At 40.9% G+C, this 22,050-nt stretch carries 20 protein-coding genes; 9 read left to right on the top strand and 11 right to left on the bottom strand.

The genetic code is table 11. From position 1 onward, the window contains the following. Positions 1-28: 28 nt before the first annotated feature. Together AAC855_RS16200 and AAC855_RS16195 are read left to right on the top strand one after the other, a co-directional pair. Positions 29-3,724, top strand: coding sequence for an AAA family ATPase (locus AAC855_RS16200; RefSeq protein ID WP_340610954.1), 3,696 nt, complete (start codon positions 29-31; stop codon positions 3,722-3,724). 66 nt (positions 3,725-3,790) lie between these two features. After that, the gene (locus AAC855_RS16195) at positions 3,791-4,285 is read left to right on the top strand and encodes a TIGR00645 family protein (RefSeq protein WP_099108879.1); all 495 of its coding nucleotides are present in this window, start codon (positions 3,791-3,793) and stop codon (positions 4,283-4,285) included. A 160-nt stretch (positions 4,286-4,445) separates the two neighbouring features. Here the strand turns inward: AAC855_RS16195 and AAC855_RS16190 are convergent, their stop codons facing one another. The 5 genes from AAC855_RS16190 to AAC855_RS16170 all read right to left on the bottom strand — a co-directional run bounded on the left by AAC855_RS16190 (position 4,446) and on the right by AAC855_RS16170 (position 9,065). Then, positions 4,446-4,946, bottom strand: coding sequence for a tellurium resistance protein TerW (locus AAC855_RS16190; protein ID WP_340610953.1), 501 nt, complete (start codon positions 4,944-4,946; stop codon positions 4,446-4,448). A 94-nt stretch (positions 4,947-5,040) separates the two neighbouring features. Continuing rightward, positions 5,041-5,985: an HpcH/HpaI aldolase/citrate lyase family protein gene (locus tag AAC855_RS16185; protein ID WP_340610952.1), complete on the bottom strand. Its 945-nt coding sequence runs from the start codon at positions 5,983-5,985 to the stop codon at positions 5,041-5,043. A 13-nt stretch (positions 5,986-5,998) separates the two neighbouring features. After that, positions 5,999-7,078, bottom strand: coding sequence for a cysteine protease StiP family protein (locus tag AAC855_RS16180; RefSeq protein ID WP_340610951.1), 1,080 nt, complete (start codon positions 7,076-7,078; stop codon positions 5,999-6,001). Next, a complete protein-coding gene (locus AAC855_RS16175) occupies positions 7,079-7,873 on the bottom strand; it encodes an HAD family hydrolase (protein ID WP_340610950.1) in 795 nt (264 codons plus the stop codon). Continuing rightward, entirely contained in the window at positions 7,866-9,065 is a 1,200-nt protein-coding gene (locus tag AAC855_RS16170) for a phosphoribosyltransferase domain-containing protein (protein ID WP_340610949.1), read from the bottom strand. The genes AAC855_RS16175 and AAC855_RS16170 overlap by 8 nt, the downstream gene beginning before the upstream one ends. Before the next feature lie 486 nt (positions 9,066-9,551). On the opposite strand from AAC855_RS16170, the gene AAC855_RS16165 reads away from it, so the two are divergent. From AAC855_RS16165 to AAC855_RS16140, 6 genes are all read left to right on the top strand, one after another. Next, positions 9,552-10,139: a TerD family protein gene (locus tag AAC855_RS16165; protein ID WP_340610947.1), complete on the top strand. Its 588-nt coding sequence runs from the start codon at positions 9,552-9,554 to the stop codon at positions 10,137-10,139. Continuing rightward, positions 10,139-11,293, top strand: a complete 1,155-nt coding sequence (locus AAC855_RS16160) for a TerD family protein (protein ID WP_340610945.1) — start codon at positions 10,139-10,141, stop codon at positions 11,291-11,293. Before AAC855_RS16165 ends, AAC855_RS16160 begins: the two co-directional genes overlap by 1 nt. A 43-nt stretch (positions 11,294-11,336) precedes the next feature. After that, complete coding sequence (locus AAC855_RS16155; protein ID WP_099108752.1) at positions 11,337-11,792, top strand: tellurite resistance TerB family protein; 456 nt, start codon at positions 11,337-11,339, stop codon at positions 11,790-11,792. A 26-nt stretch (positions 11,793-11,818) separates the two neighbouring features. Then, positions 11,819-12,889, top strand: a complete 1,071-nt coding sequence (locus AAC855_RS16150) for a TerC/Alx family metal homeostasis membrane protein (protein WP_340610943.1) — start codon at positions 11,819-11,821, stop codon at positions 12,887-12,889. Between the two features lie 26 nt (positions 12,890-12,915). Further along, positions 12,916-13,494: a TerD family protein gene (locus tag AAC855_RS16145; RefSeq protein WP_340610941.1), complete on the top strand. Its 579-nt coding sequence runs from the start codon at positions 12,916-12,918 to the stop codon at positions 13,492-13,494. A 158-nt stretch (positions 13,495-13,652) separates the two neighbouring features. Continuing rightward, on the top strand, positions 13,653-13,982 hold the full coding sequence (locus tag AAC855_RS16140; protein WP_340610939.1) for a SymE family type I addiction module toxin: 330 nt from the start codon (positions 13,653-13,655) through the stop codon (positions 13,980-13,982). A gap of 91 nt (positions 13,983-14,073) precedes the next feature. Here the strand turns inward: AAC855_RS16140 and AAC855_RS16135 are convergent, their stop codons facing one another. Further along, positions 14,074-14,820, bottom strand: a complete 747-nt coding sequence (locus tag AAC855_RS16135; protein ID WP_340610937.1) for an SDR family oxidoreductase — start codon at positions 14,818-14,820, stop codon at positions 14,074-14,076. Positions 14,821-14,854: 34 nt separating this feature from the next. Beyond that, the gene (locus tag AAC855_RS16130; RefSeq protein ID WP_340610936.1) at positions 14,855-16,477 is read right to left on the bottom strand and encodes an ABC transporter substrate-binding protein; all 1,623 of its coding nucleotides are present in this window, start codon (positions 16,475-16,477) and stop codon (positions 14,855-14,857) included. Positions 16,478-16,917: 440 nt separating this feature from the next. Here AAC855_RS16130 and AAC855_RS16125 point away from each other — a divergent pair, with 440 nt between their 5' ends. Continuing rightward, positions 16,918-17,361: a VapA/VapB family virulence-associated protein gene (locus tag AAC855_RS16125; RefSeq protein ID WP_340610934.1), complete on the top strand. Its 444-nt coding sequence runs from the start codon at positions 16,918-16,920 to the stop codon at positions 17,359-17,361. Between the two features lie 122 nt (positions 17,362-17,483). Here AAC855_RS16125 and AAC855_RS16120 read toward each other — a convergent pair whose 3' ends face one another. The 4 genes from AAC855_RS16120 to AAC855_RS16105 all read right to left on the bottom strand — a co-directional run bounded on the left by AAC855_RS16120 (position 17,484) and on the right by AAC855_RS16105 (position 21,504). After that, a complete protein-coding gene (locus AAC855_RS16120; RefSeq protein ID WP_340610933.1) occupies positions 17,484-19,130 on the bottom strand; it encodes a peptide ABC transporter substrate-binding protein in 1,647 nt (548 codons plus the stop codon). 103 nt (positions 19,131-19,233) lie between these two features. Further along, positions 19,234-20,010: an ABC-2 family transporter protein gene (locus tag AAC855_RS16115; RefSeq protein ID WP_340610931.1), complete on the bottom strand. Its 777-nt coding sequence runs from the start codon at positions 20,008-20,010 to the stop codon at positions 19,234-19,236. Beyond that, positions 19,997-20,749, bottom strand: coding sequence for an ABC-2 family transporter protein (locus AAC855_RS16110; RefSeq protein WP_340610930.1), 753 nt, complete (start codon positions 20,747-20,749; stop codon positions 19,997-19,999). Before AAC855_RS16110 ends, AAC855_RS16115 begins: the two co-directional genes overlap by 14 nt. After that, positions 20,746-21,504 (bottom strand): ATP-binding cassette domain-containing protein, encoded by a 759-nt coding sequence (locus AAC855_RS16105; protein ID WP_340610928.1) that lies wholly within the window; start codon positions 21,502-21,504, stop codon positions 20,746-20,748. The genes AAC855_RS16110 and AAC855_RS16105 overlap by 4 nt, the downstream gene beginning before the upstream one ends. Positions 21,505-22,050 lie beyond the last annotated feature (546 nt).

Genomic DNA, 22,050 nt, shown 5'->3' with positions numbered 1-22,050 from the left:
CAATCAGGAATAACGGTCAGGATGCAGTATGAAAATTCTTAGTTTACGGTTGAAAAATATTAATTCTCTACAAGGCGAATGGAAAATTGATTTCACAGCAGAGCCTTTTGCCAGCAATGGATTATTTGCCATTACCGGCCCAACCGGAGCGGGAAAAACCACGCTGTTGGATGCCATCTGCCTTGCCTTATATCACGAGACTCCACGGCTCAGCACGATTTCAGCCAATCAGAACGAATTAATGACCCGCCATACCGCAGAATGTCTGTCAGAAGTCGAATTTGAAGTCAAAGGAGTGGCTTATCGGGCATTCTGGAGTCAGCGGCGTGCCCGCAATCAGGCTGAGGGAAAACTCCAGCCACCAAAAGGAGAATTAGCAGATAAAAAAACTGGCAAAATTCTGGCTGACAAAATTCCTGATAAAAAAGAAAAAATTGCTGAAATAACGGGTCTTGATTTTAAACGATTTACTAAATCCATACTCCTGTCACAAGGGGATTTTGCAGCATTCTTAAACGCCGATGATAAAGATCGTGCTGATTTATTGGAAGAACTTACCGGTACAGAAATTTATGGCATTCTGTCACAGGAGATTTATCAACGCCATAAAGAAGCCCAGTCCGAATTGAATATTCAGCAGGCAAAAGCATCTTCAATTGAATTATTAACGTCAGAGCAACTGGAAGAGTATCACAATCAACAGCAACAGCTGATTGCCGCAGAAATCCAACTTGGTCAGCAGCTAAAAGATTTACAGGTTACTGAACAGTGGCTTGTACGGCAGCATGAACTGGAACAGTCACTAACGAACCATAAGTTATCACTGCAACAGACTGAACAGGCTATACAGGATTCCGCCCCTCAGTTGCAACAATTGACCGCCAGCGAACCGGCTGAAAAAATCCGACCATTGTGGGATGCATACAATCGTGCTTTAACCGAACAACAACGCCTTGATGAGCAAAGCAGAAAAATTCAATCAGAGCTGCAACAACAGATTGCTTTACTGCAACCCGCTCAACAAAAACAGCTTAATTTGGAACAGGCTCAAAAAGAATATCAACAGCATCATATACAGCAGGAAAAATTGATCTCAGAGCAGGTTACACCACTCGATCATAAGATTGCTATTCAGTCCAAGGATCTGCTCACACTGGAAAAAGAAGCCTCTGTGCAGGATCAGGAGCTAGCTGAAATATCAGCTCAGTATCAACTGGCTGAAAACCAGCACACTTCGCTGAATAAAGAACAGAAAGTGTTGGAGACATACAATGAAGAACATCCTCATTTCCGCACTCTCGACAGACAGTTACCAGAATGGAAACAACTCTTTTCCCATCAGAAAGAAAAGCAGGAACAGGTAATCAGGTTCAGGCAAAAACAACAGCAAGTGACTACTGAGCTTGCCCATATAACTGAAAATCTGAACAGCTTAAAGACAGAGCTGGAAAAACAGGCAGCACATTGCCAGCCATTACAGGATTTGCTTGAACTTGCAGAAAAAAAACTGTTGAGTTTACAAACCGAATACTCTTCCGAGCAACTACAAAAACAGTTATCAGATTACCAATCACAACTCAGCTCACAAAACCAGCTGGAAATTTTTCTGCCCCAGATCGAGCAAATACAGGCAACGATCTCAACCAATCAGGCGCAATTTGCACAAACTCAAGCGTTACTGAAACCTTTACCTGAGCAGTTAAACACCATTGAGTTACAACTGACAGAAACACAACAACACCATCAGGATTTAACCGCCCGAATTCGTCTGGAACAACGTATTATCAGTCTGGAACAGGAGCGTAATCAGCTAAAAGAGGGAGAGGCCTGCCCGCTTTGTGGATCGAGTCAGCACCCTTTAATCAGCGAATACCAGAACATCACCCTACCAAAATCAGAAGAACGGCTGAAAGTGCTTAGCCAAAAAATAGAACAGCTACAGGGAGAGCGTTCTGCGTTACAACAAAAGCAACTATTCCAGCAACAACAGGGGGAACAATTACAGCAATCCATAGAACATCTCACATCTCAGTTGGCAGAAATTACTAAACAATGGCAATACCATCGTCAACAACTGCAAGCACCTGAATTACCAATGGAAGCTGAACCTGTCAGGCATTTTATTGCCCTGCGCCAGTCCGCCTATACCCAATCCCAAAAACAATATGAAACACTGACGCAAGCTGAAAAACAGTACCAAATTGCAGAAAAAACGCTCTCAACTCACCGAGAACAGTACAAATCAGATGAACAAAAATCAGCATTGGAAAAAGTCAGGCAAGAGTCATATCAGAGGCAATTGAAGGAAAATACGGCTGAACTCCATCAGGCAGAAACAGAATATGCCACAACAACAGAGCAATTAATCAATACATTGCACGATACGCCGTTTACACTGCCGGAACCGCAGGAAGTGGGGAATTGGTTACAACAACGTGAAACTGAATTGAAAAACTATCACAGCTCCCGCGAAAAATGGCAGCAATTGCAGCAGGAACAGGCCGTCCTGCAAAGCAAACTAAGTGAATTGGAAAAACAAAAAAGCAGAATAATCAATAAACAACAAATATTGGCTGAACAGCAACAACAGCAGAAACAGGTATTACAACAAACCCAGCAGGAACGTTATCAATTATTTGGCGAACAGTCCGTCAACACCGTTCGTCAGGAATTGCAACAAAAAGCGAGCGAACTGGATAACGCCTGCAAACAAGCCACTGCTGATCGACAACAGTTACAGAATCAGGTAAATCAATTAACAGGTGCTGCCGGTGAAATCACACGAAGCTGCCATATTGCCGAAGCTGCATACAAACAGGCATCTGACACCTTCCAGCAAGGCCTGCAACAACAAGAGATTCCTAATCAGGCCACTTTTGAACGTGCTTTACTGGCGCCGGAACAACGGGAAAGCCTGCAACAGCTACAGGAACAGCTTGCCAAACAGAACCTACAAGCTAAAACACGGTGCCACGAATCTGAAATCCTGTTACAGCGCCACAGGGAAAAATCGCCGTTACTGTTGGAACAGTTTGAACCATCACAATTAGCTGAGTTGTTAAGTCATACCTCTAATGAATTAAGACAAAATAACCAGCAGCAAGGTGAAGTCAAAAACCGGCTCACCAGTGATGCCAACAGCAGGCATCAGCAACAGGAATTGTTGGATAAAATAGCACTTTCTCAACAGAATTATGATGACTGGAGCTATCTCAATAACCTGCTCGGCTCGGCGGATGGCGCTAAATTCCGGCGTTTTGCACAGGGCTTGACACTGGATCATTTGGTGCATCTGGCGAATGGCCGGTTAGAAAAATTGCATGGCCGTTACTACCTGCAACGCAAACGTCAAAACAAAGATGATGTCGGCCTTGAATTACAAGTGGTTGATATGTGGCAAGCCGATGCTATTCGCGATACCAAAACGCTTTCCGGCGGCGAAAGCTTTCTTGTCAGCCTAGCGCTGGCATTAGCCCTGTCTGATCTGGTGAGCAACAAAACCCAAATAGAATCCCTGTTTCTTGATGAAGGCTTTGGTACGCTGGATGCTGAAACGCTCGATATCGCACTGGATGCACTCGATCACCTTAATGCAACCGGAAAAACCATCGGCGTTATCAGCCATGTTGAGGCCATGAAAGAGCGGATCCCTGTGCAGATCAAAGTGGAAAAGATGAATGGATTAGGGATCAGTAAACTGGAGTCAGAATTCAGGGTTCGTTGATATGTATTAGCTCACACACGATCTTGATCTATAATGCCGCTCCTTTTGCAACATATTCAGAACAACATGGAAAGATTTATTGAAAACACAATGTATGCCTCCCGTTGGCTACTTGCACCCGTTTATTTTGGTTTATCACTGGCTTTATTTGCACTAGCTATAAAATTCTTTCAGGAAATCATACATGTCCTGCCACATATTTTTTCCATTGCTGAATCAGAGTTGATCCTGACTTTGCTTTCTCTGATTGATATGGCTCTGGTTGGCGGGTTGTTGGTGATGGTCATGTTCTCCGGTTATGAAAACTTTGTTTCAACACTAGATATCGAAGAGCACAAAGAGAAATTAAACTGGTTAGGGAAAATGGACGCCACTTCACTTAAAAATAAAGTTGCGGCTTCCATTGTTGCCATTTCATCCATTCATCTGCTACGTGTCTTTATGGATGCCCGGAATGTGCCAGACAGTAAATTAATGTGGTATGTGATTATCCACCTCACTTTTGTGGTATCAGCATTTGTGATGGGATATCTGGATAAACTCACACGCCATCATCATTAGAACGAAATCTTATATCCAATGGATTTCGAATTGCATCGCGGCGGCAAGGGAGAGAGTCCCCAGGAGCATAGCTAACTATGTGACTGGGGTGAACGAGCGCAGCCAACAAAGAGGCAGCTTGAAAGACGAAGGGTATACCCGCCTTAATGCCAGCTCAATATTATTCGCTGGCATTAAGGGACTCGGTTCTTTTTCGTGAATTGCCATTCACGGTTTCTTTCTGTAATTCGTCGATAAACCGATCTACGAACATTTCAACTATCTCACTTCTGCTCGTTCCGAGCCGATTAGACAGCCCGTCTATTTTTCGGATGACAGACATCCGCAATGACAGAGAAACCGGTTTCTTCTTTTCCTTATCAAGGAAAACGTGGCTGGTGGCTTCCTTTAACTCAAAGTTATTATGCTGAGTGAGCAGCTCTTCAATCCTGCGCACCTCTTTTCTGGTCAATAATCCTTTATCGACTAGTTGGTAAGTATTTCCCATTTTGCTAAACCGGATATCAGCACGATAGTGATCCCTTAGTTCCCTTAAAGTACGCGTCAAAGTTGGACCAGAACAACTGAGTGCCTCGATCACTTTTACCTTGCTGACAGGTCTTTCATGGGAAAGCAGCAAAGTTAATTTAAAATTTCTGAGTTGTTTGGGGCTAAGTAACATCGTTTTCAATTACCAAGTCAGGAATACAATAACTTCCTAATATATAAACACAACATCCAGCATAGCTTCTCATGCCGGTAAATCAATATTAAAGCTAGTTAAAAAACCCATAATTTTCAGTTTCACTTCCTGAACAGACACCATTGTATTTCGCCCGTTCCAGAATATTTTCAGCCCAGCGCCAGTGTGTTGCCGGTTCACACATTGCGCCCTGAAACTTAAATACCGCCTGCTTTTCATTCAGGATTTGTAAGGCATCAGCATAATCATGGTCATTCACCATCAATGCCTTATGGATGTGTTCTATTTGCCGTGGGTGAATAGCCGTTTTCCCGACAAACCCATGAGCTATATCCAATACAAGTTCTTTCTCAAGTAACTCCAAATTATCGATATGCTCACAAACGGGAGCTGTTAAATAAAAACCACGGGAACCAAAAACAGCCACCAGCATTTTTATCACATATCCCATTGGGCCATCATATAGCGTGAGTTCACGCGAACGACGTATTGAAATAAGGTTCATCAAATCATTACCACCAACACGTAATGCGATGATCCGATCGCAGAAAGGGTGAGATTTTAGCTTATCGGCCAAATAATTCATTTGCTGCACATCAAAAACATCTTCAGTTTCCAGTGTCGGCATAACACCAAGATGCGTTGAAGCAATAATATCCCACCATTCAAGTAATGATGATTGCGTGAATTTAGGCAATACCAGACCAGTGACCAGACTAAGATCAACTGTATTAACCAGATAGCGTCCCATTGATTCATTCCGTGGACGGATAAAAATCAATGGATAATGACCAGTATGAGCGGCTGAACCCTTAGCCGCAGCCAATGTTTGTAATACAGATTCGAGGTTTTCGATAGCGCCGGGAATATCCTCTTCTATGACTGAGTCCTCCAGACAAATCACCAAAGAGCGTAATCCCACGAATTTATTACACAGGATAATTTCCGGAATATCTGAGCGGGTCGCTGGCATATAAAGAGTCGCGCCAAGTTGGTTTGCGAAAAGGTTCTGTTTCATCGGATCACCTTTTTTATGCTACTTTTTTGATAATCGTGACTGCCCGATATTGACCAATCAAATTACCCACTTCTGTAATGGCAACATTTTTCTGCTGCGCCAGATACACCAGCAAAGCAACATCAGGATCACTTTTAGAACGGACAAGTATCTGTTCAGGAACACGCCTCAGGACAGCACGCGTTGCTTCCGCAATTCCCGGTTTGATACGATTAATGCTATTGACCTTATATAAATCAGCAAGAGTGGAAATAACTTTCTTACTTAATTGCAGCAAAACCTTTTTTTCCTGAGGTTGCCAATCAGCCGCAGGTATGGTCTCCAAATCCAGACGACCTCGGCATTCAGCAATGGTATCGACCAGCATTCTGCTGCATTCAAACGCACTCAGATGATCACATTTCACACATCCATGCAACCCATTTTCACTCCAGATTGAACGCGATATTAACCCTGATACCGGTGCCCCCATGATTCCAAAGGGAATTAGCCAATCATCATCACTGGCCGCCAGCCATGAACATCCACACGGATCGGCCAGTACGACCAAACGGGGAATACCTGAATAACCCGGTCGTCCAGCTAATGAACGGGATAATTCTGCTGTAATCGCACCTTTACCTGTCCAGCCATCAACAAATACCAGACCAGCCGTCCCATGCTGCTGCTCTATATACGAGAGCGCCGTATCATCAATGCCACGATCCCGTATAATACTGATCCCATAGTGATACGAACGTTGCCCCATATCCCGTAAAACCTGATGCAGCATCACCCCCAGAGGAACACCCGCCCTGACTAAGCTCACCAGCACAATAGGTGTATCGCCAAAACGTGATATCAGAACCTTGGCAAGCATAACAACTTCAGTCGCCAGTCTGGTCGCCCCGACTTTTAGCGCTTTATCAAACAGTTCAAGGTGATAAGAAGTCGGTTCTGGCTCCTGACTCAACATCTCAGAATAATGACGGGCACCAGACTGAATTAACTGTTCTTTAATCTCAACCGGGGTCATTTCAAGCTGAACCGGCTTTAATAGGAAATGAACATCGCCGCTGGCGTAAGAGCCAGAAAAAGGTGAAAAACTATTCATTTATTTAGGATCCCGCATTCCGAATAAAGAGTCCGTTAATGTGTCAGCAAATTGACTGCGTTGAGGGATCGCAAGCCAGTCGCACCATGTCATAAACCGATGATCACTTAAGCTATCCCCCATGCCAATCACAGGAAATACACCTCTCTCATCGCGCAGCCTTTGCAAAAGATGATGAGTTGCCAATCCTTTATCAACACATTTAGGTAGAAAAGCGAGATTGTTATTGTTGTAGTGAAAATAAAAATCGTCGGCATCAAATATATTACTCATCGCTTGAGTCATTGCTGTAAGCAGCGTATTAAGCTCTCCTGCCCGATCATGCCTATCACACTTCAACGAAATATAAACAGGAACATCACCATATTCATAGTTAATGCGTGACCACGCAGAAAAACCGCCGGCAGCGATCAGGCTGTTCCCCAGACATGCCAATTCCAGCAATTTATCCCGATAAGGCTTAAGCGCAGCCAGCATATGTGATTGCCACACCGGATCTGCCTGCCCTTGCGCTGTAAGAAGTACCGCACCATGAGTGGCAATGCGCCATGAAGTGAACGGAAGCTGTACCCGGCTAAGCTGCTCTGTATTTCTGGCTGTCACAGGAATCACTTCCGCATTCGCCAATAACCAGTCAACCAGCATAGCCTGCTGTTCTGTCATATAACCATGAGGAGCCAGCTGCCTGTCAACAGTAGCTACGCGAAGCGAAGCCGTATCCGGCAGATCATTTATTTTCCGGCGGGTTTGAAATAACGTATCGTCAAGATCAGTAAAAAATACAGGCTTAATCATAAGTCACAATCTCTATCACTGGAGCAACAAGAGATAATTGTGACATCAGATCCGGATCAACTGCGGCTTTAGGGGTTTCAAGGCAGAGTAGGACACGATCAAACTGCTGGTGCGCTACGTTATAAAGAAAATTTGGGATCCCCAGACCGTAATTATCCGTAAATGCCATCACAGACTGAATAGCGTGCCCGCAGGAAATAGGAGAACGGGTTGTCGAACCAAATTTCACGGCCGCCCCTTCTTGTTCAAGACGTTCTGCCAGCAAAAATGGTTGCCAGACAAACTCGTTGGAACCCAGCACCAAGACTTTTTCACCAACATTAGCCGGGATCTCAGCACCCAAATCATATTGAATATCCTCCAGCCCCAAGCGCCCCCAGTTCTGCGTACCGATAATATCGGCTTTTCCCCGTGCCGTGACATTCACCGCAGGCATAACCGGCACAGGCGCTGCACTATCCGCATCCCATTGCCACTCACCTTCTATCAGGGAAATGACCGAGACAGGGAGCGGACAGCGTTTTATGATGCTTTGCCCACTCCAGTCTGTCAGAGTCACGGTAATGATATGTTCAATATGTTCCAACCCGGCACGGTGCAGTGCTTCAAACAGATTGAGAAAAGTATTGCCAGTCGTCGCTTCATCATCAATCAGAACCAGTGTACGGGCATCGCTTACCCGCTGGCGCAAATATTCTTCTTTCGGCCAGTAGATCAGATGATCGGTTGCATGACTATGATTTTCCTTAAACTCGCACAACACATCACCTTCAACCGGATGGCGTGTGGATGTCAGAAATATCGGAGAAGTGGCTTTATGCCGGGTTTCCTGAAAAACCCCCGCCGCCAACCCAACCGCCGTTTCTGCCATCCCGATATACAGCACCGGCCCGGGGAGATTAACCGGGAATTTCTCTGACAACTGCTGATAAACGGTGCGCATAATAGACGGACTAACCGGAATATGACGCCCTAACACTTTGCTGACAAATAAGAATGCCCTTTTAGGATTACGTCGTTCAGCAATATCAAACAAGGTTTCCAGAGGAATTCCATCACACTCAGCTGTCACAGTTAAAGTGCCAGTGTTTAACCGTTTTTGATAGCTTTGTTTTTGATAGCTTGTTTTTGGGTAACTTTGTTTTTTATTAACCGGAGATGGGTGATGCTGAAGATGATTACACGCTGTCATACAGAAGCCTTTTAAAAGAATTTCAGCAAGTTCAGGAAATGAGGCAAAAACAGTAGTGATTCTTTCATAAAACAAATTTCCCTTTCATAAACCAAATTTTTTTATCCAGACAACGCCCATTGCTAAATAGACATTAGCCAAATTTGTTACGTTCGTTTTCCAGTTCAAATTCGGTGAAATATGCACCGGAGTCTAGAGCTTGGCCATACTTAATGTCAATCATAATATGATTTTTTAGATCAGAATTTGTTTGACTTTTCTCCACGGAAAAGAAATTATAAAACACGAAGCCAGATTGTTCTCTATCATACAGTTAACAGATAGTTACAATTTGTGAGGATCATAATATGACAGGATTTCAGCCACCTATCTGGTCATATTATGATTTTCTCCATAAGTGAAATTATCGCAATTCACTGATAGCGATTCACGATAAAAAACAAATCACTTATAAAACAATTCACCGATAAATAAGAGGTGTTATTAATGGTTTCATTGAGTAAAAATCAGTCCGTTTCGCTAACCAAGCAGAGCACTTCGCTGGCTAAAATTGATTTTGGTCTGGGATGGGATCCGGTAGCCCAAAAAAAAGGTTTCCTGTCACGTTTGTTCGGCGGAGACAGTAATGAAATTGATCTGGATGCCAGCTGCATTCTGCTCGATACATCCGGCAATTCCATTGATATTGTCTGGTTCGGTCAGCTTAAATCCGAATGTGGCTCAGTAAGGCACAGTGGCGACAATATGACAGGAGAAGGCGACGGGGATGATGAAGTCATCAGCGTCGATTTGGTTAAACTGCCTGCCAATGTGGAATACCTTGCTTTTACTGTTAATAGTTTCCGCGGTCAAACCTTCAACGATGTTGAAAATGCGTTCTGTCGTGTTGTTGATCAGAGCGGTAAAGAGCTGGCGCGCTACCAGTTAAACGAACAGGGTGCTCATACCGGCATTATTATCTCTTCCCTGCGCCGTAATAACGGTATGTGGGATTTCACCGCACATGGTGTTCCCTGCCGTGGGCGTACCATTGATGATATGTATCCACAAATCGTTGAAACGGTGGTGCGCTGATGAATCTGACTCCGGGGGGAAATGCCCCCGTCCCCAATCAAATGCTGACCATAAAGGTGCTATCAGGTTCAGCAGTCGATGTCTCCGCTTTCCGTCTCTATGCTGATGGTAAGGTGCAGGGCGACCCGGATATGGTCTTTTATGGTCAGCCGAATAATGACGATAACACCATTCGCCTATCCGGCGGTAATACCAATACTGCGTTTTCCGTTAACCTGCCCGCTCTTCGGCAAGAAGTCCAGAAAGTTGCCTTCACCGCAACCTGCGACGGCAACCAGACTATCTCCAGCCTTCGCAGCCTTTCCATTCAGGTCGAACTGAACGGGAGCGTGATTCTACAGGGCCACGTTGAAGTTCAGGGACGCACAGAAGCCGCGTTGATTCTCGGTGAACTTTATCGCCGTAACGGTGAATGGAAGTTTCGTTTCATTGCTCAGGGTTTTAATGGCGGCCTTAAACCTCTGGCAGAACATTTTGGTGTCGATATTGTTGATGATGCGCCAGCGCCGCCATCAACTCCGGCTCCTGAACCGAAAAGCGTCAATCTGAGCAAGGTTTCTCTGACGAAAGAAAAACCCGCTATCAGCCTGAGTAAACGTGACAATTTCGGTGAAATCCGCGTCAATCTTAACTGGAATCAGGGAGCAGCGCCTGCCAGCCGTGGCATGTTCCAGAACCTGTTTAATACCAATAAAGGGATAGATCTGGATCTCGGTGCCTTTGTCCGGCTCCGTGATGGCAGCCGTGACGTGATACAAGCATTAGGGAACGGTTTCGGTGCTTATCATAGCGAGCCTTATGTCCAGTTACAGGGGGATGATCGTACAGGCAGTGTGACTGATGGCGAATGGCTCCATATCAATGGCCTTGAGTGGAAAAATATCCGCGAAGTTCTGATCTATGCCTTTATCTACGAAGGTGTACCGAGCTGGAACAATACGGATGGTATTGTCACGATTTACGTCAATGGCCAGCCTCCGATTGAAACCCGTCTGACAGAAGGGCATAACCGCAAAAACATGTGCGCCATTGCTCGTCTTGTTAATGACAACGGCGCCATTCAGGTAGAGCGTATCAACCAGTATTTTAGTGGTCATAAAGAGATGGACCAAGCTTTTGGCTGGGGCTTTCGCTGGACATCGGGCAGTAAATAAGACGTTTAATACATACGCGTTATACAAACTAACGGAGGGACTTATGTCCTTTTTAAACAAAATCAAATCGGCATTCAGTGCCGGTCGCGAAGAGCTGACCAATCAGGTTGGCCGTTTCAAAAACAAAAAATTCATGGAAGGAACTGTCGCTGTGTGTGCACACGTAGCAATGGCAAGTAACGGCGTCAGTTCTGAAGAAAAACAGAAAATGGTCGGGTTCATCAAAAGTTCTCCGGAACTGAAAGTCTTCGATACAACTGAAATTATCGAATTCTTCAACAAGCTGGTCAGCAGCTATGAATTTGATGCGGATATCGGCAAAGGTGAAGCGATGAAATATATCATGGCACTGAAGCAGCAGCCGGAAGCAGCACAGCTCGCTTTACGTGTCGGGATTGCAGTTGCCAAAAGTGATGGTGACTTTGATAACGATGAAAAAAATGCTGCCAGAGAAATATGCACAGCCTTAGGCTTTGTACCGGCAGATTTCGATCTGTAATCGCGGATAATTAAGAGGCTTACTTCATGGTATCCACGCACATTGGTTTTCCGATGGAAACCGTTGCTGTATTTATTATTCTGTCGGTTGGTGCGCTCTTTATCGACCTCTTTATGCATCGTCATGATAAGCCGATTTCGCTGCGCAGTGCCGCTCTTTGGTCTGTCTTCTGGGTTGCTGTTGCTTTTGTTTTCGCGGGATTCCTGTTTGTCCATCACGGTGCCGAAGTCGCAAGTCTGTTTATCACCGGTTATGCACTAGAGAAGGTGCTTTCCGTCGATAACCTGTTTGTCATTATGGCCATTTTTTCTTGGTTCGCTGTCCCGGATCGTTATCGCCACCGCGTTCTTTATTGGGGCATAATCGGTGCCATTGTCTTCCGTGGTATTTTTGTTGCTATCGGGGCAAGCTTACTGACACTGGGGCCGTGGGTTGAAATGGTTTTTGCTGTCATCGTGGGCTGGACAGCCGTCATGATGCTGAAAAGTGGTGACAATGATGATGAAATTGAAGACTACTCACAACACCTAGCCTACCGTTTGGTGAAGCGTTTCTTCCCCATCTGGCCGAAACTGCGCGGTCATGATTTCATGCTCACCCAGAAAGAAGTCGATGCAGAACTGGCAAAACCAGAAAATGCTGATGTGGCTATTGGTCGTAAAACCGGTGGTCATCAAACTGACAGTAAAAAAGCAGGAAGTATCGGTAAAGCGGCTCTTTATGCCACGCCACTGATGCTGTGTCTGGCGGTGGTTGAGCTTTCTGATGTCATGTTTGCTTTTGACTCTGTTCCTGCGGTTATTGCTGTCAGCCGTGAGCCATTGATCGTTTACAGTGCCATGATGTTCGCCATTTTAGGTCTGCGTACACTCTACTTTGTACTTGAAGCACTGAAAAAATATCTCGTTCATCTGGAAAAAGCCGTTATCGTCCTGCTGTTCTTTATTGCTATCAAATTAGGGCTTAACGCATCTGAACATATGTTCCACCACGGTTATTCTATTTCGGCGACAACCAGCCTGTTTGTCGTACTCGGGGTACTGGCTGCCGGTATTATTGCCAGCCTGATGTTCCCTGAAAAAGAAAAAACAAACTAAATACATACATAAATGAGGAAAAAATAATGGGTGTATCTCTTTCTAAAGGCGGTAACGTTTCTCTGACCAAAGAAGCGCCAACAATGAAAAATGTTCTGATCGGTCTCGGCTGGGATGCCCGCGCGACTGACGGACAGGATTTTGACCTTGATGCTTCAGCGTTCCTGCTGGCAGCAAACGGTAAAGTACGCGGTGATGCTGATTTCATTTTCTACAACAACCTGAAATCTTCTGATGGTTCTATCATGCACACTGGCGATAACCGCACCGGTGAAGGGGATGGTGATGATGAATCACTGAAAATCAAACTGGATCAGATCCCTGCTGATATCGATAAAGTCGTTTTTGTTGTCACCATTCATGATGCTCAGACTCGCCGTCAGAGCTTCGGACAGGTTTCAGGTGCTTTCATTCGTCTGGTTAACGATGACACACAAGCTGAAGTTGCCCGTTATGATCTGACTGAAGATGCTTCGACTGAAACCGCAATGCTGTTCGGTGAACTGTACCGCCACAATAGTGAGTGGAAATTCCGTGCAGTAGGTCAGGGCTATGCGGGTGGCCTGGCATCCGTTTGTGCTCAATATGGCATTAACGCAGCTTAATTCATTTTAATTAAGTGATTTAACAAAACCCTGCCTGATAATCTAGGCAGGGTTTTTATTTCCTGAATAAGATTAACGTTTCTCACAACATCATTTTCTCACCACTTAAAGTACTGCTAAAGTATTACGAAATATCCAAATGACACAAGGAACGTCCAATGAGTCTTCATGTTTTATTTCGCCACACTGATATCCCCGAGTTAACCCTCAGTGGCAACAAACTCGCTGATGCCGGGTTTATTTCTGATTCACTCTTTCACATATCCCAGCATTCAAATGGAATCATTCTTTCTCTGCTTGCTCCCGAGACTGATCTCACTAATCTGATCCTCGAAATTGAAAACAAGCCGGAACAGGGAATAGATAATATTCGTGAAAATGGTGAACTCTATCTTGCCGGCGACTGGCTAACTGATAGCCAATTGATAGAGCAACCCATTAATATTGAAATAACGTTCGGGAAAATAATTCTTAAACCTAAGCAATAATGTCAAACTTTTTGTCGCAACCTACCTGATAACTCAACCGGAAAAATACGCCATTCTCTCCGGTTGAGTTCTTAGTTCAAAAAAGCGATAGTTACTTTCCTCCCGCCAAATCCATAAAATTACCCGTTACATACGATGCATCGTCAGATAGCAACCATGCAATAGCTGCTGCAACTTCTTCAGGCTGCCCGCCTCTTTTCATCGGCAGAGAATCTTTAATTCTGTCAACCCTGTTCGGTTCACCACCATCAGCATGTATTTCGGTATAAATTAACCCGGGGCGAACGGTATTTACCCTTATTCCCTGCGCCGCAACTTCCAGAGATAACCCCGTCGTCAATGTATCTACGGCTCCTTTTGAAGCAGCATAATCGATATATTCATAGGGAGCCCCCAACCTTGCCGCTGCTGATGAAACATTAACAATCGCCCCACCCTGACCACCATGCCGGAAAGCCATTCTTTTGACAGCCTCTCTGGCACACAGAAAATAGCCCGTGATATTGGTGGCAAATATCGCATTTAAGCGCTCAACGGTTAACTGCTCAATGGTCGTCTGAGCCATTAAAATCCCCGCATTATTCACCAGCCCGGTAATATACCCCAGTGCCTTTTCCGTCTGCTGAAACAGAGCGATAACCTGCTTTTCATCGGTTACATCCATCTGAACAGCCAGTGCCGATTGCCCCTGACTTTGGATCATGTCCACAACTTCCTGTGCCCGCTCTCTACGAGTGCGATAACTAATGCAAACATGATGCCCTTTCTTTGCCAGATCAAGCGCAGTTGCTTTACCAATACCACGGGAACCACCCGTAATAATTGTGACTTTCTGCATGGGGCTATCTTCCTTATTATTTATGTTGAGTTTATTAATGCTTAATGACAAAAAGATCTTTCGTAGCTGTAAATCCCGATATATCAGCATAATAGCCACCAATATAAGGTTTTACTAATACCGCAGTCACAGCGTAATAAACAGGTGCAATAGGAACATCTTTTGTCAAAACATCAACAGCCTGTTGAAAGTCAGCCTGATTATTGGTTGCTCCTGCTTTTTCCAGCGAATTATCAAACTCTTTATTTGAATAAAATGAAGTGTTATTACTTTGGTTAGTACTAAACATATTTAAAAAGGATACAGGATTATTATAATCCCCAATCCATCCTCCCCTGACAACATCAAACTTACCCTGATGTTCATTATCCAGCATGACTTTCCATTCTTCGGCCTGTAAACTAACAATGGCACCGAGATTCTTTTTCCACATGGAAGCAGCGGCAATAGCAATTTTTTTATGGCTTTCGGAAGTATTATAAACCAGATTAAATTTAAGTGGATTATTCTGATTAAAACCGACTTCATTTAATAATTCTCTGGCCTTTTTATTTCGTTGCTCTTGTGTCCACACAGCATATTCCGGTAATTTAAATTTAAATCCGCCAATCCCCGGTGGCAGTATGGTATAAGCAGGTAACTGGCCCTGAGCAACAACCCTATTAGCAATAATATCCCGATCCAACGATAAATTTAACGCCTGCCTGACTCTTACATCATTAAACGGATATTTTTTATTATTAAAATCATAATAATATGTACTCAGAAGTGGTGTGATATGAATCTGACCACCTATTTTTCTCTTTAATGAAGCAAAGTCTTCTAACGGGATCGTAAATGTTATATCAATTTCTCCAGATAAATAACGATTTAGCTCTGATTTATTTGACATTATAGGTAGATACGTGACTTTATTAATTACCGTATTTTTATCATCCCAGTAATAGTGATTTCTGACCCCCACTACTTTTTCATTAACATGCCATTCAGATAATTTAAATGCTCCACTGGAAACAAAGTGCTCTGTCTGTATCCATTTATCGCCATATTTTGTCACGGCTTTTTCACTAATCGGGTACAGAACCGGAGAGGCTAACATTTGTAGAAAATAACCAACCGGTTTCTCCAATTTCACCTCAACCGTCACATCGTCCAGCGCTTTAACCCCCAATTCTTCCGCTTTTTTCTGACCATTCAGAATAGCTTGTGCATTGACAACGGAAGCATCAACAAGGTAGCTGCCATAAGGAGACACTGTTGCTGGCTCAACTAATCGTCTCCAACTGAAAACAACATCATGTGCGGTGATAGGTGTGCCATCAGACCATTTAATCCCTTTTCTTAAATGAAATACCCACGTTTTGTTACCTTGTGTTTCCCAGCTTTCAGCCAGTCTAGGTTCAATTTTATTGTTTTTATCCGTTCCGACTAATCCTTCAAAAAAGTCATTGATGATATTTAGTGAAACATTATCTTCAGCTTTATCAACATCAAGTGATGCAGGCTCTGCACCATTATTACGAATAACTTCCTGTTTTTCACTCAATTGTATACCGGGTGGAATAACGGCGGCATAAGATGAAGTAATACTAAAAAATATCATAGTCATAGCATAAATTAATATTTCTATTCCTCTATTAATTATTTTATTTAACATGTTATTTTCCTCTAGTAGCGTGATATCACCTTTATTATTAAGTAGAAAAATTTATCTATATTTAACAGATTTATATCCTCTGAGCTTCAAGATTAAACCAACAAACCTGTAACCTTTACAAGATCAAATATACACTCTTAACAACTATCCAATAAATAATTTATTGAAATAACAGCCAATGAAAATTAATTAAAATCATAAAGATAACTAAAACCCAAAAAATATCACAGTAAAAATTAACAAGTTAAAAAATCAGTTTATTTTTTGAAAATATTTCTCCCCATACTACACTTTTTAATATGTCCAGATTTAAATTTTCATGCGTGAGAATTTATACGTTCAATAATTTCTTATTTTCAAATACTGAGAACCACTGTAAATCATAAAAAAATAAACCATTTCATGTTAGTTCATTGAAATAACACACAGAGGTAAAAACCATGAATAATCAATTAATCATGCAACATAGATTAGAAGTCATAAAATATTTTCGCGAAAGGCTGGAAGACAAGTCTAACAAAGAGATTATTAATCAGATTGAAGAGAATTTACTTAATTCCTCTCTGAAATACTATACCGGCACAGCGACTATGAAAAGTTCTATAATTTATACAGAACTTAAAATAGAGATTGAGACTGGAAATAAATTTAATGGAGACGCTTTTGGGGTTATATCATTTGGAGGCGGAATATATTACGGAGCAGTGTTCACAGAAGATCTTGATACACTCCTGAAGGAAGTAGATAGTTTTGCTATTGTCTCAACTTCCTTTGGAATGGTTATATCGTTTTTCAATTCATCTTATTATCAAGTGGGATATTTTGAAGCAATAGGAGTAGGAACAACAGTTGGTGGTGCTGCTGGCCCAGGTAGTTGGTCTTAATATGTGAATTCAAAAATTATATTAAAACATCATTAATTATAAAAAACCAAAACATTCTATATTTTTTATTTTCAAGTTGCTCCTTTATAGGAGCAACTTAATCTCATTCAAAACTAAACTCTTTATTTTTCAATATCAATGATATAAAGATCTTTAGTAGATACATAACCCATCGGGGTAACATAAAATCCCCCAACATAAGGCTTAACCATTTTTGAGTTGACATAATAATAAATAGGAATGATAGGTGAATCTGTAGTTATAATATCCAACCCTTTCTGCTGGTATAATACATTATTAGTCTCACTCGCTTTTTTAACGGCTTCATCATAATCACTATTCTCATATAAAGCAGTGTTTTTAACCTGCCCTGACATAAACATATTCAGAAAACTCATCGGGCTATTATAATCAGCAATCCATGCCCTTCTGATAACCTCAAATTTACCTTGGTGCATATTATCCAGCATCACTTTCCATTCCTGATTCTGCAAAGTAACCTCTACACCCAGACTCTTTTTCCACATTGAACTAACTGCAATAGCAATTTTTTGGTGTGATTCATGAGTATTGTAAAGCAAATTAAATTTCAATGGATTGTCTTTATTGAACCCTGCTTCATTCAGGAGCACTTTGGCTTTTTCAATACGCTGTTCCTGAGTCCATGAAGCATAATCAGGCCCTGAAAATTCGAAACCACCTGTATTAGGTGGAACAAGGGTATAAGCGGCTTTTTGCCCCTGTCTTAATACCTTATAGGCGATTACATCTCTGTCTATTGCTAGATTTAATGCCTGCCTGACTTTAATATTATCAAAAGGTGGTTTTTTGTTATTAAATTCATAGAAATAAGTGCCAACTTTAGGAGATGTATACACCTGCTCTCCCATTTTTTCCTTTACCGATTCAAAAGACTCCAGTGGAATGGTGCCAGTAAAATCCACTTCACCAGCCAGATAACGGCTTAACGCAGATTTTTCAGAAGCAATAACAAGATAATGTACTTTATCTATAACGGTGTTTTTATCATCCCAATAGTGGGGATTTCTGACTCCTACGATTTTTTCATTCACCTTCCATTCAGACAGTTTAAATGGCCCATTACCCACAAAATTACCCGGTCTTGTCCATTTATCCCCATGTTTTTCAATGGCATTTTTATTCACAGGCACCATAACGGTATGCGTTAATGCCTGTAAAAAATCACCCATTGGTTTATCCAGACGTACTTCCAAGGTCATATCATCTAATGCTTTTACCCCAAGTTCTTCGCCTTTCCTCTTGCCTGTAAGCACATCATTAGCATTGATAATACTGATATTTTCAAGATAGCTGCCATAGGGAGATACAATGTCAGGCTCAACCAAACGTCGCCAACTAAAGACAAAATCATGAGCTGTAATAGGTGTTCCATCAGACCACTTAATTCCTTTTCTCAGATGAAAAACCCATGTTTTATTATCACTGGTTTCCCAGCGCTCAGCCAATCTTGGTTCAATATTTCCCTGCCTATCGATATAAACTAATCCCTCAAAAAAATCATGAATAATATCAAACTCGACATCACTGGAGACTTTATGCACATCCAATGAGGCAGGCTCTGATAAACTATTACGTACAATTTCCTGCTTAGCCGCCAGTTTTGTTCCTTCCGGCACAACAGCGGCGTAAGATAATGAAAAATTTCCAAATATTGCTGCAATAACACAAGAGAGTATGCTAATTTTTTTCTTTACTACTAAATTAGTCACCATTTTTTGTATAGACATAATAAAGCTCTCCATAATTATATTATTACTTACACATTCGTCATTATATCTTTCTGTAAAAACCTGACTTATCTGCCATCTAAAAAAACTTCAATACTTATTCTTACGTTACATATTTGGCATATCTTCTGACGCCAATATCAAAAAACAATTTAGCCACAATGATTAAAATTAATGTGATGGCTGACTGAATAAAAAACCACTTCACACTCATTATCCCATTTGCTACCGAAGCGGGAACGCCGGTTATAAATAAACAGGGAAGCACAAACATCAGAATAATACGTATCAGGCCGTGGAATGATTGCTCTGGTCTGACTAACACCTTAAAGCAAGGGTTAGAATATTTAATACTGACTAAAGCTGATGTCCAGAATATACTCGTTCTTATGATCCATGTGATCGCTGTCAGGACTAAAACCCCCTCAAACACCATGATTAAATGCAAAAACATGTATAAAACATCAGTATTTAAATAAATATGAACAGCAAAAAACAAGACTAAAGATAAAAATGACAATAAAAAATGTTCAAATGCGATGCCTGTTGCAACATAAAGAAATTGAGTATTTATCGGCAATACCAAATGTGGATCTAATTTTAATGACTTAACTTTATTTGTCAGTAAAAAACTTCCTCTTCCGAATAAAAAAAGATAAAAATTATCTACCAGACATACAGTAGTAAAAAAGATAAGAACGAAGTCATTAGACAAAATATAATCAGAAGATTTTGATCCTAAAATGGCATACCAGAAAAAACCCTGCGCCACATAAAAATTAAAATTAATAAAAGCCGCCATCCAAAAATTAAAAGGGCTTTTTTTAGCTTCTGATAAACTATTTTTAAACCCCATAAATATAATATTAAGCATTGCCATTATACCCTTGATTATACTTTATCATATAACGCCAGATGACGCTGAAAATGATCATCAGGAAGAACATTACCAATAAACCACTCATTATAAAGTAAAGAGAGATTGAATTTGTTGCAATTTTCACAGGAACGTAAGTAATATACTGAAAAGGAATATAATTAAAAAACATTTTTATGGTGTCATTAAATACATCTAATGGTATTACGGCACCTGATAATGCCCATGATAACGTATCCTTTACCATAATAAAGGAGTAAGCACCTCTGAACTTAAAAGCCATACAAGATAATATCATTGTTAAATATAAGTTAATGAATAAACCTATACATAACGCAACCAACAGCCATAAAAGATTTGGCAAGTTACCCTGATACCAGATGATGAAAATAACCAATGGAGACATAACAAACATTCTGGCTAACATCTGCCCAAAAGCATACTCAGAATAATACAGCAATATTGACTTTGGCATGATAATTAACCTATCAATACTACCATCTTCAATATTGAATGCTAACCTCTCCGGAAACCCTGAAATACTTGTTAACTGAAAAATCATCACTGACCATAATATATAAGTGATTATCTCATTACGTGTGTAATGAGCAAAATCACTTGAACTTGTCATTGTACTCCAAAAGGATAATTCAACAGCATACAGTGTTATTATAAGAAAGTAGTAGCCTAATATAATATTCTTAGCTCTGATGGTTTCTATAAAAGAGAATTTAGCAATCACAAGAATAACCTCTCTAAATATATTGCATTCTTTTCCTTGGAATCACACTCATTCAGGTTTACTCTTGATACTTCGCCCTCTTTCAGAAAGATAATATCCTTACAAATATCAGCTATATCTATCATATTATGTGAAGTAATAAGTATTTTACTCTCATTGTTATCAGCATAATCTTTTAAAATACTACGTAATAAAATCTGTGATTCTATATCAAGGCCAATTGTTGGCTCATCCAAAATAAGAAGCTTTGGCTTATTCAACATATGTATTAATAAATTAGACTTAACAGACTGGCCTAAAGAACACGTTTTTGCTGGTTTCCTTGCAATATTTCTAAGGTTCATTACCTCTATCATGTTTTCAACATGATCTTTATCATAACTACGTTTATATATTTTTGAAAAAAGTTCTATATTCTCATAGAGAGATAACTCCTCCCAGAGCATTGACCTATTTCCAAAAAGAACACCAAGGTTAGATAAAAGCTTTGCGGGACGCCCATGCGGAGAGGTGCCAAACACGGTAATATCACCAGAGTTTGGTGTTAAAATTCCTGTAATTAATTTTATTAATGTTGTTTTACCTGCTCCATTTTTCCCCAGCAACCCAATAATTCTCTCATCATTAAATATTTCAATACTTAGGCTTTCAAATAATTTCACCTCAGTCTCATTTGATTTAAATAAATTCTTAAAAAATCCATTCTGGATTTCCCTGTTTCGATAGCTAAAATATAAATTATTTATTTTTATCATATCAATTTACTAATTGTAGTCAGAAATATACATGCCCACTAAATATGTGTGCTCTCTATCCTTCATAACTCAGTAAAAACTTATCAAAATTTCAGCCCTGCTGGTTGTTTTATAATTCTTGATAACATCTGATGTCAATATTTATTTATTATTGCTATCTGGCCTCATTACATACGTGTGATACTATTTATCACAATATTTTATTGTGACCATTATCATCATAATTAACTGATTTAATAAGTGTTTATATTTTAATTTAGAGAAAAATAATTCCGCATATAATAATAAATAATGAAATTAATTCATGATGAAAAATAAAACATGAATTTGTAATGAACTAATAAAAAGAAATAACACATCTAAAATACAACAAAAACGAATCTAAAAAAATATAATATCTGGCATCAGACATATAAATTCATGTTAAATTTCATGGCTAAGTTATAATTTAATTCAAAAAATAATTATTCCATACAGGGATTATTAAATTAACAAAAACACAACATTTGTTTTCAAAAATACAAGATACATCACAATTATCATGTT

The sequence above is a fragment of the Xenorhabdus bharatensis genome (assembly GCF_037996705.1).
GTDB classification, from domain to species: Bacteria; Pseudomonadota; Gammaproteobacteria; order Enterobacterales; family Enterobacteriaceae; genus Xenorhabdus; species Xenorhabdus bharatensis.
The sequence above is the reverse complement of the archived record's forward strand: the minus strand, read 5'-3'. Positions and strand labels throughout refer to the sequence as shown.